At 61.6% G+C, this 15127-nt stretch carries 14 protein-coding genes; 4 read left to right on the top strand and 10 right to left on the bottom strand.

All coding sequences use genetic code 11. The features are described from left to right. Positions 1-125: 125 nt before the first annotated feature. Both FEM01_RS13265 and FEM01_RS13260 read left to right on the top strand, forming a co-directional pair. A complete protein-coding gene (locus FEM01_RS13265; RefSeq protein ID WP_138219938.1) occupies positions 126-1250 on the top strand; it encodes an efflux RND transporter periplasmic adaptor subunit in 1125 nt (374 codons plus the stop codon). Between the two features lie 10 nt (positions 1251-1260). Beyond that, positions 1261-4293, top strand: a complete 3033-nt coding sequence (locus FEM01_RS13260) for a multidrug efflux RND transporter permease subunit (protein WP_138219937.1) — start codon at positions 1261-1263, stop codon at positions 4291-4293. Between the two features lie 875 nt (positions 4294-5168). On the opposite strand, the gene FEM01_RS13255 is transcribed toward FEM01_RS13260, so the two are convergent. From FEM01_RS13255 to colR, 5 genes are all read right to left on the bottom strand, one after another. Next, complete coding sequence (locus FEM01_RS13255; RefSeq protein ID WP_138219936.1) at positions 5169-5399, bottom strand: hypothetical protein; 231 nt, start codon at positions 5397-5399, stop codon at positions 5169-5171. Then, positions 5399-6097, bottom strand: coding sequence for a lipopolysaccharide kinase InaA family protein (locus tag FEM01_RS13250; RefSeq protein WP_138219935.1), 699 nt, complete (start codon positions 6095-6097; stop codon positions 5399-5401). The genes FEM01_RS13255 and FEM01_RS13250 overlap by 1 nt, the downstream gene beginning before the upstream one ends. An 8-nt stretch (positions 6098-6105) precedes the next feature. Then, a complete protein-coding gene (locus FEM01_RS13245) occupies positions 6106-6786 on the bottom strand; it encodes a class I SAM-dependent methyltransferase (RefSeq protein WP_138219934.1) in 681 nt (226 codons plus the stop codon). Between the two features lie 107 nt (positions 6787-6893). Further along, entirely contained in the window at positions 6894-8222 is a 1329-nt protein-coding gene (locus FEM01_RS13240; RefSeq protein ID WP_138219933.1) for a sensor histidine kinase, read from the bottom strand. Further along, positions 8212-8895 (bottom strand): two-component system response regulator ColR, encoded by a 684-nt coding sequence (gene colR / locus FEM01_RS13235; RefSeq protein ID WP_003255215.1) that lies wholly within the window; start codon positions 8893-8895, stop codon positions 8212-8214. Before colR ends, FEM01_RS13240 begins: the two co-directional genes overlap by 11 nt. A gap of 180 nt (positions 8896-9075) precedes the next feature. Between colR and FEM01_RS13230 the strand changes: the two genes are divergently transcribed. Next, positions 9076-9804: a phosphatase PAP2 family protein gene (locus FEM01_RS13230; RefSeq protein ID WP_138219932.1), complete on the top strand. Its 729-nt coding sequence runs from the start codon at positions 9076-9078 to the stop codon at positions 9802-9804. A 161-nt stretch (positions 9805-9965) separates the two neighbouring features. Here FEM01_RS13230 and groL read toward each other — a convergent pair whose 3' ends face one another. The 5 genes from groL to FEM01_RS13205 all read right to left on the bottom strand — a co-directional run bounded on the left by groL (position 9966) and on the right by FEM01_RS13205 (position 14592). After that, entirely contained in the window at positions 9966-11606 is a 1641-nt protein-coding gene (gene groL, locus FEM01_RS13225) for a chaperonin GroEL (protein ID WP_138219931.1), read from the bottom strand. Between the two features lie 48 nt (positions 11607-11654). Next, the gene (locus FEM01_RS13220; protein ID WP_003260750.1) at positions 11655-11948 is read right to left on the bottom strand and encodes a co-chaperone GroES; all 294 of its coding nucleotides are present in this window, start codon (positions 11946-11948) and stop codon (positions 11655-11657) included. 249 nt (positions 11949-12197) lie between these two features. Beyond that, on the bottom strand, positions 12198-12659 hold the full coding sequence (locus tag FEM01_RS13215; RefSeq protein ID WP_138219930.1) for an FxsA family protein: 462 nt from the start codon (positions 12657-12659) through the stop codon (positions 12198-12200). A 66-nt stretch (positions 12660-12725) separates the two neighbouring features. Further along, entirely contained in the window at positions 12726-13457 is a 732-nt protein-coding gene (locus tag FEM01_RS13210; RefSeq protein WP_138219929.1) for a HugZ family protein, read from the bottom strand. A gap of 127 nt (positions 13458-13584) precedes the next feature. After that, positions 13585-14592 (bottom strand): DUF481 domain-containing protein, encoded by a 1008-nt coding sequence (locus tag FEM01_RS13205; RefSeq protein ID WP_138219928.1) that lies wholly within the window; start codon positions 14590-14592, stop codon positions 13585-13587. Positions 14593-14745: 153 nt separating this feature from the next. Between FEM01_RS13205 and FEM01_RS13200 the strand changes: the two genes are divergently transcribed. After that, positions 14746-15099, top strand: coding sequence for an MGMT family protein (locus FEM01_RS13200; RefSeq protein ID WP_138219927.1), 354 nt, complete (start codon positions 14746-14748; stop codon positions 15097-15099). Positions 15100-15127 lie beyond the last annotated feature (28 nt).

The following is a 15127-nucleotide window of genomic DNA, read 5'->3' as shown; positions in this document are numbered from 1 at the left end:
GCGATACGTACGCCGGGTTTCCCTCCCCTTTTCGCAAATCTCGACAATACTTCTCCCATCGCCCATGGGCAGGATGCTCGCGCGCGTACAACCCCACCCTCACCTCGCCTCCAGGGAACCGGACCATGTTGCGCCGCCGCATGCTGATCATGTTGGCCGTCGTCCTGCTGATCGTGCTGATTCTGGGAGGCATCAAAGGCCTCTCCATCTACCGGCAGGTACAGATGTTCTCGCAGCCCAAGCCGCCGGTCAGCGTCGCCGCGGCCCACGCCGAGCTGCGCCAGTGGCAGGAACGCCTGCCAACGGTCGGCAGCCTCAAGGCCTACCAGGGCGTGGAGCTGAGCCTGGAAGTGGCCGGCACCGTCAAGGCGCTCTATTTCGAGTCCGGGCAGCCAGTCAAGGCCGGGCAGTTGCTGCTGCAACTGGACAACGACCAGGAAACCGCACAACTGGCGACCGCCGAGGCCGACCTGGGCCTGGCCAAGGTGGACTTCGGGCGCGGCAGCCAGCTGGTCGGTGACTCGGCCATCTCGCGCGGCGAATTCGACCGCCTCAGTGCACAGTACCGGCGCAATCAGGCCGTGGTCAGTCAACTCAAGGCGACCCTTGCGAAAAAGCGCATCAACGCGCCGTTCAGCGGCACCATCGGCATCCGCCAGGTGGACGTCGGGGCCTACCTGCCCAGCGGTACGGTGCTTGCGACCCTGCAAGACCTTTCCAGTCTCTACGTCGACTTCAACGTGCCCGAGCAAGCCCTGCCGCAGCTTGCCTTGGGCCAGCAAGTGCAGGTACAGGTGGCGGCCTATCCGGGCCAGACCTTCCCTGCCAACATCAGCGCGATCAACCCCAAAATCGAGGAAAGCACCCGCAACCTGCTGGTACGCGCGACCCTGGCCAATCCTGATGGCAAGCTTCTGCCGGGCATGTTCGCAAGCCTGCAAGTGCTGCTGCCCGGCCCCAGCCCACAGGTGGTGGTGCCCGAAAATGCCATCACCTACACCCTCTACGGCAATTCGGTGTACGTGATCACATCGAACAAGGACGCCGGGCAAAACGCCGAAGCGCCGCTGATCGCCGAGCAGCGTACGGTGCAGACCGGCGAGCGGCGTGACGGCTGGGTCGTGGTGAGCAAAGGCCTGCATCCGGGCGACCAGGTGGTGACCGCTGGTCAGCTCAAGCTCACCCCGGGCGCCACGGTGCATATCAGCACTGACACAGCCCTCAAGCCCACTGCCTCCGGCACCGACTGAGGGACCCGGCATGGCCTTCACCGACCCGTTCATCCGTCGTCCCGTGCTCGCGTGCGTGGTCAGCCTACTGATCCTGCTACTGGGGCTGCAAGCCTGGAGCAAGTTGCAGATCCGCCAGTACCCGCAGATGGAAAACGCCCTGATCACCGTGACCACCGCCTACCCAGGAGCCAACGCCGAGACCATTCAGGGCTACATCACCCAGCCTCTGCAACAGAGCCTGGCCAGCGCCGACGGTATCGACTACATGACCTCGGTGAGCCGGCAGAACTTCTCGGTCATTTCGATCTACGCCCGCGTGGGCGCCGACAGCGACCGGCTGTTCACCCAATTGCTGGCCAAGGCCAACGAAGTGCGCAACAAGCTGCCACAGGATGCGCAAGACCCGGTGCTGAGCAAGGAAGCAGCCGATGCTTCAGCACTGATGTACGTGAGCTTCTACAGCAGCGAAATGAGCAACCCGCAAATCACCGACTACTTGTCGCGGGTGATCCAGCCCAAGCTTGCGACCCTGCCAGGCATGGCCGAGGCCGAGATCCTCGGCAATCAGGTGTTCGCCATGCGCTTGTGGCTGGACCCGGTGAAACTGGCCGGGTTCGGCCTGTCGGCCGCGGATGTGACCAGCGCGGTCCGCCGCTACAACTTCCTGTCGGCCGCCGGCGAGGTGAAAGGTGAGTATGTCGTCACCAGCGTCAATGCGCGTACCGAGCTTAAGTCCGTCGAAGACTTCGCTGCACTGCCGGTCAAGACTCGCGGTGACAGCCGGGTGCTGCTGGGCGACGTCGCACGCATCGAAATGGGCGCGGAGAACTACGACACCGTCAGCTCCTTCGACGGCACGCCGTCGGTGTACATCGGTATCAAGGCAACACCTGCGGCCAACCCGCTGGAGGTGATCAAGGAGGTGCGGCGGATCATGCCGCAGTTGGAAGAACAACTGCCCTCGACCCTCAAGGTGTCGATCGCCTACGACGCCACGCTGTTCATCCAGGCCTCCATCGACGAAGTGATCAAAACCCTCGGCGAGGCAGTGCTGATCGTTATCGTGGTGGTATTCCTGTTCCTCGGCGCGTTGCGCTCGGTGCTGATCCCGGTGGTGACCATCCCGCTGTCGATGATCGGGGTACTGTTCTTCATGCAGATGATGGGCTATTCGCTCAACCTGCTGACCCTGCTGGCGATGGTGCTGGCCATCGGCCTGGTGGTCGACGACGCCATCGTCGTGGTGGAAAACATCCACCGGCATATCGAAGAAGGCCAGTCGCCGTTCGACGCAGCGCTTGAGGGGGCCCGGGAAATCGCCCTGCCGGTGGTGTCGATGACCATCACCCTGGCCGCAGTTTATGCGCCCATCGGCTTTCTGACCGGGCTGACCGGCGCACTGTTCAAGGAGTTCGCCCTGACCCTGGCAGGGGCGGTGATCATCTCCGGTATCGTCGCCCTGACCCTGTCGCCAATGATGTGCGCCCTGCTGCTGCGCCGCGAGCAAAGCGACGGCGGCCTGGCCCAGCGCCTGGACCGCGTGTTCGACCGGCTCAAACAGCGCTACCAGCGTCTGTTGCACGCCACCTTGGACAGCCGCCCGGTAGTGATGGTGCTCGCCGTGCTGATCTTGTGCCTGATCCCGGTGTTGCTGATGTTCACCCGCAACGAGCTTGCCCCGGACGAGGATCAAGGGGTGATTTTCATGATAAGCAGCTCACCGCAGACCGCCAACCTGGACTACCTGAACGCCTACACCGACCAGTTCACGCCGATCTTCAAGCGCTTCCCCGAGTACTACTCGTCGTTCCAGATCAATGGCTTCAACGGGGTGCAGAGTGGCATTGGCGGTTTCCTGCTCAAGCCCTGGAACGAGCGGGAACGCACGCAGATGCAGCTGCTGCCGCTGGTACAGGCCGAGCTTGGGAAAATCGGCGGGTTGCAGATTTTCGGCTTCAACCTGCCGTCGCTGCCGGGCACGGGTGAAGGTTTGCCGTTCCAATTCGTGATCAACACCGCAGGCGATTACCCTGCCCTGCTCGACGTGGCCCAGCGCGTCAAGACGCGCGCCCTGGCTTCGGGCAAGTTCGCCTTTCTGGACATCGACCTGGCCTTCGACAAGCCTGAGGTGATGGTCGATATCGATAGGGCCAAGGCTGCGCAGATGGGGGTTGCGATGGATACCCTGGGGAGCACGCTGGCGACCTTGCTGGGCGAGGCCGAGATCAACCGTTTTACCCTCGAAGGCCGCAGCTACAAGGTGATTGCCCAGGTCGAGCGCCCTTACCGCGCCGAACCCGGTTGGCTGAACCGCTACTACGTGAAGAACGAGCAAGGCCAGCTGCTACCGTTGTCGACCCTGGTCACCCTCACTGATCGTGCCCGGCCGCGCCAGTTGAACCAGTTCCAGCAGTTGAACTCGGCGATCATTCAGGGCTTTCCACTGGTGAGCATGGGCGAGGCCCTGGACACGGTACGCAGCATCGCCCGCGAAGAGGCGCCCGAGGGGTTCTCCATCGATTACGCAGGGACCGCCCGGCAATTCGTGCAGGAGGGCAGCGCGCTATGGGTGACCTTTGGCTTGGCGCTGGCGATTATCTTCCTGGTGCTGGCGGCGCAGTTCGAAAGTTTCCGCGATCCGTTGGTGATCCTGGTGACCGTGCCGCTGTCGATCTGTGGGGCGCTGTTGCCGCTGTTCCTGGGGGTGTCGAGCATGAACATCTATACCCAGGTGGGGCTGGTGACCTTGATTGGGCTGATTACCAAGCATGGAATCCTGATCGTCGAATTCGCCAACCAGCTACGTGAGGAAAAGGGCCTCGGGGCACGTGCAGCTATCGAAGAAGCGGCGGCGATTCGCTTGCGTCCGGTGCTGATGACCACGGCGGCCATGGTGTTCGGCATGGTGCCGTTGATACTGGCCAGTGGCGCCGGGGCGGTGAGCCGGTTCGATATCGGCGTGGTCATTGCCACAGGGATGTCAGTGGGGACGCTGTTTACGCTGTTTGTGTTGCCTTGTGTTTATACGGTTTTGGGGCATCGGGGAGGGGCCGGTTTATAAGGGTTTGTTTTTGGAAATGTATGCACATTTATTGACGATGTCGACTTTTCGGCACCTTTCCGCCCTTACGGCGGGTCCCTTTTTGAAGCATCAAAAAGGAACCAAAAAATGCTCGCTCCATCATCCGGCCCCTGCGCTGCGCTCCGGGGTTCCCTCGCTCCGGCGCCTTTCGGGCCCGCGGGCCTGCGACTTGCTACGCAAGTCTACATCTCGCGCCTTCGGCTACGCCGAAGGGTGCTGCGCACCTGGCCCTACAGACGCCTACACTCGGCCTACTGAAGTCGCAATTGGCGGCGCCTGGGCTATTGCGCGCTTAGAAGCAAGAGCAAGAGCAAGAGCAAGGTCTGAAGTTTTGAGCAATTCAGGTTTTGCACAATCCTGTAGGAGCGGGCTTGTCCCGCGAAGCAGGCAACGCGGTGGATGGCACCGGCTACGCCGGTGTGCGCGGCACAAGTCCGCTCCTACAGGTGCAGCGCTGGACTCAGGCTTGGCGCAGTCCTGTAACCCAGAGTTCCCACATCTGTAACTAGCGGTTAGCTGCGCAAGCCCAGGCGCCACCCGTAACTTCGCGACTTCAGTAGGCCGAGCGAAGGTGACTGGAGGGCCCAAGGTGCGCAGCACCCTTCGGCGTAGCCGAAGGCGCGAGATGTAGACTTGCGCAGCAAGTCGGAGGCCGCGCGGGCCCGCAAGTCACCGCAGCGAGGGAACCCCGGAGCGAAGCGCAGGGGCCGGATGATGGAGCGAGCATTTTTTGGTTCCTTTTTGATGCTTCAAAAAGGGACCCGCCGTAAAGGCGGAAAGGTGACTCAAAGTCGACATCACTAATGAATGCGCATACAACTTTCAAACCAACCCAACCCTAGCCTAACCAGCCATCACCCAAACGGCCGCAACCCCTGCCGCATCCCAAACAAAAACAACAAGAAATCATGATCGGGCTCGACCCGACTCTGCTCGACCTTGGCCACCCGCGGCAGCGACGCTACCCCGGGCACCTGTGCCTGACTCAACACCATCATTCTCGGCTCTTCCCAAGCCGCAAATGCGAGGGTCGTGACACCAAGCGCCGCGACCAGGAACAAACCTCGAGCGATTTCTAGTTTCATTACTCCAACCCTTTGACAGCGCTGCCAAACGCCCTCTGGTAAAAGTAGAGCAAGGTTTTCCAGTGCGCCTCGTCCAACGACGAGTGGCGACGCAACTGACGCAAATCGTTGTAGGCCGCCCGCTGACAACTGATCCGCCGACGGCACTTTTCCAAGTCCAGCAATGCCACCTCTGCCTGGGCCTGCTCACCCTCACCGATCACTTTCACGAACACGTGCTTGCCGTACAGGCAACCATGTTGCCAATGCCCCAGGTGCATGCGCGCCAGGTTATCCGCCAGATCCTTGAGCATGCGCTCGTGAACCACCGGCGCATAACGCTCGCGGGCCCCTTCGGCGAGCCAGGTTTCCAGGTCGACGAACCCATCGAGGGCTTCGCTGATCAACAGCGCATGCCACTGCTGATCGTCACTGCGCTCGGCGCCCGCGTAAACGATGCGTGGTACACGTACCCCCAATTGCTCGAAGCTGTTCAGCGCATCAAGCTCACGCAGTACCGTCGGCCGCCCGAACGGATGCCTCAGGCTGCGGTAGATATGGCCCACCTGACGCTTGGCATACAGCACTTGGCCGCTGGCGTCGCACAAGCGCTGCACGCCGCTCTCGCCGCCACGTCGCTGATTGGGCTCCTCGACCCATTCACCCTGCTGCTGCCAGTAAAACTCGAACTGCTCGGATCGTCTCTGGGCCACTGCCATCGGTTTCCTTATCCCTTGCGCAATACATAAACTCGCCACATCGCATAGAGCGGCAGAAAGTCCAGGCGCTCCTGAATTCTGAAACCTGCGGATGCGAACTCTTGCTCGACTGTGTGCGCAGGTAACACGAAGCGATTCTGGTAGCTGCCTGGCTCGCTTTTAGCGCTACGGCGCGCCTCCAGCTTACGGCGTCGCCAGGCCTTGAAGTTACCATCGACCCACAGCGACAGTATCACGCTGTCGCGGCTAACCCGTTGAAACTCCGACAAAATTTGCTTGCGGTGCTCTGCTTCGCCGATGTGGTGGAACAAGCGCATGCAGAAAATGCTGTCCACGGCGTTATCGGGCAGATCAATGGCAAAGGCTGAAGTCTGCAAAGGGCGTACCCGCGCGACCACTTCTGGCGGTTGTGCCGCGCAGGCCGTCTCGATCATCGCAGCAGAGTTGTCCGCACCGATGATCACGCGGTTAGGTTTTTCCGCCAGCAGCGGCCAGAAGCGGCCAGCGCCGCAGGGCAGGTCGAGCACTAGACCGGGCTCGCCAGCCAGCGCCAGGGCACGCCGGGCCAGCTGTTCATCACGCTTGTGCGAAAGGCGTCGGGCCAGGCCGTCCTGGTGCTTCAGAAAATACTCCTGAGCATGCTCTTGGTCGTATTTGTCTGAAAATTCAAGTTTGGTGGGGGTGCGCATAGGTATCTCCTGACTCCAGTGCGCACACCTTATTCAGGCAAGCGTTGGAATCAGGTCATGCCGATGTGAAAAAACTGTCATCCGCGCACCTTGAGTTTTACAAAAAACTACGTCAGATCCGAGGCTTGCCTGCCCCCTACGTCGCTGTGCAGCGCAGCGCGGCCCTGGCTCAAATCCACGTGGAACCGGCAGCCATGGGGCAAGGTGGTGGTCAAGGTGACCCGCCAACCCTGGTCGTCGCAGATCCGCTGTACCAATGACAGGCCCAACCCCAAACCCTCGCCACGGCGCTCGTCACCCCGTACAAAAGGCCGGAACATCGCCTCGCGCTGTTCTTCGGGGATGCCAACACCACTGTCCTCGACACTGAAACCGTCACCTTGCAAACTCAGGCGGATATAACCGCTATCGGTGTAATGCGCCGCGTTACGTAACAGGTTGCCCATGACCGACTGCAAGAACGTGGCGTTGTACAACACAGGGCTTGCACCGACCTGGCCATCGTAGTGCAGGGTCAGGCCTTTCTGCTCGATGGTGTCGCGCCACACCCCGGTCAGATCGTCGGCCACCTCGCGCAGGGTCGCCTGAGAGGCCACGGCTCCCTCGTCACGCTGCGCACGGGCCAGCATCAGGAAGGTCTTGACCAGTTCGCGCATCTCCTCGGTCGCCCGCGCGATGCGCTCCACCTGGCTGCGTGAACGGCTATCGAGGTTGGGGTTCTCGATCAGCAGTTCGCAGGAAGTGGCCAAGACCATCAGCGGCGTACGCAGCTCGTGGCTGACATCACTGGTGAACAGACGCTCACGGGTCAAGGCATCGCGCAACCGGCCCAACGTGTCGTCGAACGCCACCGCCAACTGGCCCACCTCGTCCGCCGCGTAGTCCGGCGCCAACGGAGGTGCCAAACCCAGCAACTGGTCGCGGTGGCGTACCTGTCGGGCCAGGCGAATGACCGGTGCCATGACCCGGCGCGCCAACAGCCAACCGAGAATCACCGCCAGCGCTAGGCTGAGCACGAAGCCGACCACGACCACCGCGAACAGCACCCGCTCGCGCTCTTCGAAATCGCTTTGGTCCTGCAACAGCACGTAACGGCGACCGTCGACGATCTCGACCATGGCGTGGTACGAGAGCTGGTCACGGAACACCTCATGGAAGCCCGGATTCAGGTGACGCAGGTCCTTGGGCATTTCGAACTCATCACGCCCGCCACTGAAGTAGAACAACTGGTCCGGCCGCGGACGGTGGCTCCAGTCGCTGACGCTGTCCATGCGTAGCAGACGCTGTAGGTCACCGCCGAGCACCGAGGAAATCAGGCGCTCCTCGACCAGGTGCACCGTGGCGACGATACCGAACGCGAAGGCGCCGGCTACCAGCGCGCTCATCAGCGCGAAAGCGATGATGATGCGCTGGGCAAGGCTTTGCTTAAACTCCATCGCGACCCTCGGCGAGGCGATAGCCAACGCCATGGACCGTATGCAGCAACGGTTTTTCGAACGGCTTGTCGATCACTTGGCGAAGCTGGTGGACGTGGCTGCGCAGGCTGTCGCTGTCAGGGCAGTCGTCGCCCCACAGGGCTTCCTCCAGCACCTCGCGACGCAGCACGTGGGGACTTTTCTGCATCAGGACCGCCAACAGTTTCAGGCCAACCGGGTTGAGCTTGAGCAGGCGGCCCTGACGGGTGACTTCGAGGGTGTCGAGGTCGTAGCTCAGGTCAGCGACCTGCAAGGTACGCCGTCCGCCACCCTGGGCGCGGCGCAGTACCGCCTCGATGCGCGCCGCCAACTCCGACAGCGCGAACGGCTTGAGCAGGTAGTCGTCAGCCCCGGAACGGAAGCCCTGCAGGCGATCGTCGAGTTGGTCGCGGGCGGTGAGCATGATCACTGGCGTGTCGCGCCGGGCATCTTCGCGCAGGCGCTTGCACAGCGTATAGCCATCGATGCCTGGGAGCATGATGTCGAGCACGATCAAGTCGTAGTGTTCGGTGGCAGCCAGGTGCAGGCCCGACAGGCCGTCCTGGGCGCAATCGACGGTGTAGCCTTTCATGCCGAGGTAGTCGGCAAGGTTGGCTAGAATATCGCGGTTGTCTTCAACCAAAAGAATACGCATCGAGGTCTCCTGGGCGTCGCTTCGCGCGGCGCGGCTGGCGGCAGCTTAAGGCCATCGCGCGCACTGTGCCAGTGCTGTGGAAATATCGCCGAAGTTGACAGTTTTTTCACTCATCCTTCACGGACACAGGATAGCGGCCAGACCACAATGCCCGGTCTTTTTCTGTCCCTTGGAGTCGCCATGCAGGAAACCATCCGCCCTCGCCCGCTCAACCCATGGCTGTACCTGGGCATTCCGATCGCCACCATCCTCGCCTTGATCCTGCTTGAGTCGACCTCGATCGACATGAACATCGCCGACCTGTTCTTCGACCAGCAAGCCGGAGAGTTCATCGGACGCCACAGCTACCTGCTGGAAAACATCCTGCATGACCGGGTCAAGCAAGGTGTGATCGTGTTCGGCCTGCTGGCCGTGGTGGGCTTTATCGCCAGCTTCTTCGTTCAGCGCCTGTATGGCTGGCGTCGCGAACTGGGCTGCCTGGTACTGGCGCTGGGCCTGTCGACCGCATTCGTCACCCCGCTCAAGCAACTGACCCAGGTGCAATGCCCATGGAGCCTGACTCAGTTTGGCGGCAAGGAAACCTACAGCAAGCTGCTCGAACCGCGTCCGCCCACCGACAAGCCCGGCCTGTGCTGGCCAGGCGGCCATGCGGCCACCGGTTTCTGCCTGTTCGCATTGTTCTTCGTGCTGCGTGATCGCAAGCCACGCCTGGCCAAGGCCGCGCTGGGGCTGGCGTTCGTCGCGGGCTCGCTGCTCTCGGTGGGGCGGATGATGCAGGGCGCGCATTTCTTGTCGCACAACATCTGGACGGCGGTGTTCTGTTGGCTGATCGGGCTGGGCTGCTACTACCTGGTGCTGTATCGCCGAGGGATCGCCAAGGTGCCGGTGACCGAGCGCGGCGTGGCCTGAATACCCACGTCCCTGTAGGAGCGGCCTCGCCGGTCCGGCGCCCCGGCGAGGCCGCACCTACAGGGGGACGTGCAGCCACCGCGATTGACGGGTTGGCGCACATGAAAAAGCCCCGGCTATCACTAGCCGGGGCTTTGCTTACAACAGGGGGTAAGGCTGGCTTACATCATGCCGCCCATGCCACCCATGCCGCCCATGTCAGGCATGCCAGCAGCTGGCTTGTCTTCCGGCAGGTCGGCAACCATGGCTTCGGTGGTGATCATCAGACCACCGATCGAGGCAGCGGCTTGCAGCGCCGAACGGGTGACCTTGGCTGGGTCCAGGATACCCATCTCGATCATGTCGCCGTATTCGCCGGTAGCGGCGTTGTAGCCGTAGTTGCCCGAACCTTGCTTGACCTTGTCAGCGACAACGCTTGGCTCGTCGCCGGCGTTGGCAGTGATCTGGCGCAGCGGCGCTTCGACAGCGCGACGCAGCAGAGCGATACCGACGTTCTGGTCTTCGTTGTCGCCTTTGAGGTCAACGATAGCAGCCAGGGAGCGAACCAGGGCAACACCACCGCCAGGCACCACGCCTTCTTCAACGGCTGCACGGGTAGCGTGCAGGGCGTCTTCAACGCGGGCTTTCTTCTCTTTCATCTCGACTTCGGTGCCAGCACCGACCTTGATCACGGCAACACCGCCAGCCAGCTTGGCCAGGCGCTCTTGCAGCTTCTCACGGTCGTAGTCCGAGGAAGTCTCTTCGATCTGGGCACGGATCTGCTTGACGCGTGCTTCGATGTCGGCGTCAACGCCAGCACCGTCGATGATGGTGGTGTTTTCCTTGGACAGGATGACGCGCTTGGCGTTACCCAGGTGCTCCAGGGTGGTGGTTTCCAGGGTCAGGCCGATTTCTTCGGAGATGACCTGGCCGCCGGTCAGGACGGCGATGTCCTGCAGCATGGCCTTGCGGCGATCGCCGAAGCCCGGAGCCTTGACCGCAGCGACCTTGACGATGCCGCGCATGTTATTGACGACCAGGGTAGCCAGGGCTTCGCCTTCGACGTCTTCAGCGACGATCAGCAGCGGACGACCGGCCTTGGCAACAGCTTCCAGCACCGGCAGCAGCTCACGGATGTTGGAGATCTTCTTGTCGACCAGCAGCAGCAGCGGGCCTTCCAGCTCAGCGACCATGGTGTCTGGCTTGTTGACGAAGTACGGCGACAGGTAGCCACGGTCGAACTGCATGCCTTCGACGACGGACAGTTCGTTTTCCAGGCCCGAGCCTTCTTCAACAGTGATCACGCCTTCTTTACCGACTTTTTCCATGGCTTCGGCGATGATTTCACCGATGGAGCTGTCGGAGTTGGCGGAGATGGTGCCGACCTGGGCGATGGCCTTGGAATCGGCGCATGGCTTGGACAGGTTCTTCAGTTCGGCGACGACAGCCGCGGTGGCCTTGTCGATACCGCGCTTGAGGTCCATCGGGTTCATGCCGGCGGCAACGGCCTTGAGGCCTTCGTTGACGATGGCTTGAGCCAGAACGGTGGCGGTGGTGGTGCCGTCACCAGCAGCATCGTTGGCCTTGGAAGCAACTTCCTTGACCAGCTGGGCGCCCATGTTCTCGAAAGCGTCTTTGAGTTCGATCTCTTTGGCGACGGAAACGCCGTCCTTGGTGATGGTCGGTGCGCCGAAGCTCTTGGCCAGAACCACGTTGCGGCCTTTCGGGCCGAGGGTCGCTTTGACGGCGTCAGCCAGTACGTTGACACCAACCAGCATTTTCTTACGAGCGGAATCGCCGAATTTTACGTCTTTAGCAGCCATGATCGTTTAATCCTTGAAAATCTTTGGAGTAACGGGAAGTCGGGGAAATCAGCCTTCGATGACGGCGAGAATCTCGTTCTCGGCCATGACCAGCAGGTCTTCACCATCGACTTTCACGGTGTTGCTGCCCGAGTAAGGGCCGAAAACCACTTTGTCACCCACTTTCACGGCCAGCGCACGTACTTCGCCGTTGTCCAGGATGCGACCGGTGCCGACGGCGACGACTTCACCGCGGTTTGGTTTTTCAGCGGCCGAACCTGGCAGAACGATACCGCCAGCGGTTTTCGATTCTTCTTCGCTGCGACGGATGACGACGCGGTCATGCAGAGGACGAAGCTTCATTGTCGATCTCTCCCAAATTGTGGTTTTCATCGGCCGGTATAGACACCGGCGGGTTGATGCAATCCGGCGTTGCCGGGGGTGGCCCGCGTTGGGCGAACCACCTGAGTCATGTCTGGTGCAACCACCAGAAACCTTGCGGTGACCACTACATGAGGCCGCCTGATTCGATTACAAGGCTTGCTGCAGAAATTTTTTACTCAAGTGGGTGTCCGTGATCCAAAACCCAGACTGCCTGGCGCCCGCCAGCAATCACTGGTCGCGGCGCTCGTACTCGCCTTCGATCACGTTCGGACGCTGAGCGCCCTCGCGCGGCTGGGCCTGGAAGGGATCGTCCTGGAAGGCACGCTGGCGCATCGCTTGCGCCTCGGCACGCTGACGCAGCTTGCCGGCCACCAGGCGGCGGGTGAACGGCAGCAGGCACAACAAGCCCAGTACATCGCTGATAAAGCCCGGCACCACCAGTAGGCCGCCACCGACAGCCAACATCAGCCCTTGGAACATGTCCTCGGCAGGCAGCTCGCCACGTTGCAGGCTTTCACGCGCCCGCAGGGCCGTCGCCAGGCCGGCAAAACGCATCACCAGCACGCCCAGGGCGGAACCGGCGATGATCAGCAACAGCGCCGGGAAGAAACCGATCGCCCCTGCAACCTTGACGAAGACGAACAGCTCGAGCACAGGGAAAATCAGAAACAGCAATAGAAAGGCACGCATCAAGAATTCCTCGACGGAAGAGAATCTTCCTGTAAGACCTTCAGATGGATGCGTCGTCCTGGGTTTTCAACCCTCGGTCGTCGCCGCAACCGGCCACTGTTGCGCGCGGGCCAACAAGACCAAGGCTTCGCGGACTTGTGTCGGCGTATTGCACGTTTCCGGGAAGGCCAGCCAGTAAACGGCCTGGCCGATGCGCAGGTGCATGCCTTCGCTGTCGATGCCGACCAGTTCGGCCGGCGCCGTGCGCGGCAGGCCGGTGAGTTCGACGTAGTGAGCGATGGCATTGGCATGGTCGCTGTTCATGTGCTCGACCATGCTGGCCTCAGCCTTGCCGGCGAAGGGGTTGGCCAGTGTGACCTGATCGAGCCAGTGGATTGCGCCAAAGCCACCGATATAACGGTGGCGCACCGGCTGTAGTACCCAGAAATCGAAGTCGTGGGCCTTGTGGTAGTTGGCCGACTCAGGGAAATACCGGTAGTAACGTGCGGCAGCCGCTTCGATGGCGGCGTCCTCGGTCAGCTTGTGGGCTTCGGCCATCACGGTCAGGCGCCCCACCGCCTGAACGTCCTCGGCCTCACGCTCGCCGACCAGCAGCGAACACTTGGGGTCTTTGAGCAGGTTATGGGTGTGCTGGGCGATGCGGCTGATGAGGATCAGCGGATGGCCTTCAGCATCCAGGCAGTACGGGACCACCGAGCCGAACGGAAAACCAGGCATGGACTTGGAATGCGTCGACAGCACCCCGCGGTACTCCTTGAGCAGCAGTTCCCGGGCAGGGCGAAGGGCGTTGATACTCACGGCAAGAACCTCGAACAAGAATCAGTTGCAAGCTATAAGCTACAAGCTGCAAGAAAAAGCAAGGGCTGCGGCCCTGCAACCACCGTGCTTTTTCTTGCAGCTTGCGACTTGCAGCTCGCAGCTGCCCTTACCAGGTAACGCCGAAGCCTGCGGTGTAGCGCGTCTTGCTCAGGTCGCTGTCGTCAGTGCCCTTGATCAGGTCTTTTTCGGCCTTGAGGTTGAGCGACGCCCACTCGGTCACCTTGTAGCGCAGGCCCATTTCCGCATCCAGGGTGTAGTCGGCGACACCGCCAAATGGCTTGCCCACCTCACCGGTGGTGAAGAACTCGACACGCTTGCCGATCAGGTAACGGTTGTAATCCCACTTCAAAGACGCGGCATAGAAGTTGTCCTTGTCACCGTCGCGATATTCGAAGTCGCTGCGGTTGATCAGCGAACTCAAGGAAAATGCGCCCAACTCGTCATCCCAGAACTGGTAGCCCGGACCGGTACCGACAGTGCGTTGGCGGGCTAGGTCTTCGATCTGATCGCGCTTGTACTCCGCCCTTCCCTGCCAGAACCACTGCTCGGTAATGAAGCGGTCCAGCGCGTACTCGGCGCTCCAGTTGTTGGTGGTGGTGACATCGTCCTTGCTCTCGCGGTTGTATTCGCCTTCGGCGTTATGCCGCCAGCGCCCGTGACGCGCGGTGGTCTTGAAGCTGACGTCGTAGTCGTCGGTGTCGTTCTCGGCGCGTTTGTAGTCCATGGCCACATCGACGTTGCCCTTCCACATCAGGTCCTCGACGACCGGACGCGGCTTCATGATCTGCTGGATACTGGCCAGTTCCACGGTTTTGGGGGCCTCGCCATTGGCCAGGGTGACCTTGCCGGGCTCGGCGGCCTTGAGCGACTTGGCCTTCTCGCCGCTGTAGGCGTCCTGCTTGACCAGCAACTCCTGATCGCTTTCCAGGGTCTGCACCTGCTTCCAGTCCAGTGCGATCGAGCCGCCATACGGCGTCTGCAACACCAGCTTGCCGCCATCGAAGACCGTGATCGTGCCGGTCAGACGGTCGCCGTTCTTCATCCAGACGGTGTCGGCGAAAGCTGGGGTGCACAGGGAGGCAGCGATGAGGCACAGCAGGGTTCTGGAAGGCATAGGCGCACTACGGGTTCGATTCGGCGAAAAAAGCGGGCATTATTCGAATGCCCGGGCACTGAACATGCACAGACCCGGCCCTACCCGATGAGTTCCATTCCCATTCACTGCCACCGCCTGTCCGGTTTCATCCGCAGGCCAGGAATCGCGCCGATGCCAGCCCTCACGTCTGCGCCCACGGACAATGCCCAAGCCCGACGGATGGCACTGTATAGCGTTTTGGGCCAAGTACCCGCAGGTAAAGTGGTCAGCTATGGCCAACTCGCCGAACTGGCAGGCCTGGGCCGCGCGGCACGCTGGGTTGGGCGAACCCTGGGGCAACTGCCAGGCGACACACGCCTGCCCTGGCACCGGGTACTGGGCGCTGGTGGGCGGCTGAGCCTGGCCGCAGGCACCCCGTCCGGCGACGAACAGCGTGCCAGGCTGCGCGCCGAAGGCGTGAATGTGTCCAATAATCGTGTGGATATAGCACGCCATGGCTGGCGTCCAATGGAGCACAGCGGTTAGAGTGCGCGCTTTGTTTTCGAAAACTTGA

Origin of the sequence: Pseudomonas mosselii (genome assembly GCF_005796105.1) — a bacterium.
GTDB classification, from domain to species: Bacteria; Pseudomonadota; Gammaproteobacteria; order Pseudomonadales; family Pseudomonadaceae; genus Aquipseudomonas; species Aquipseudomonas mosselii_C.
Note: the sequence above shows the minus strand (reverse complement) of the source record. Positions and strands in the feature narration are given on the sequence as shown.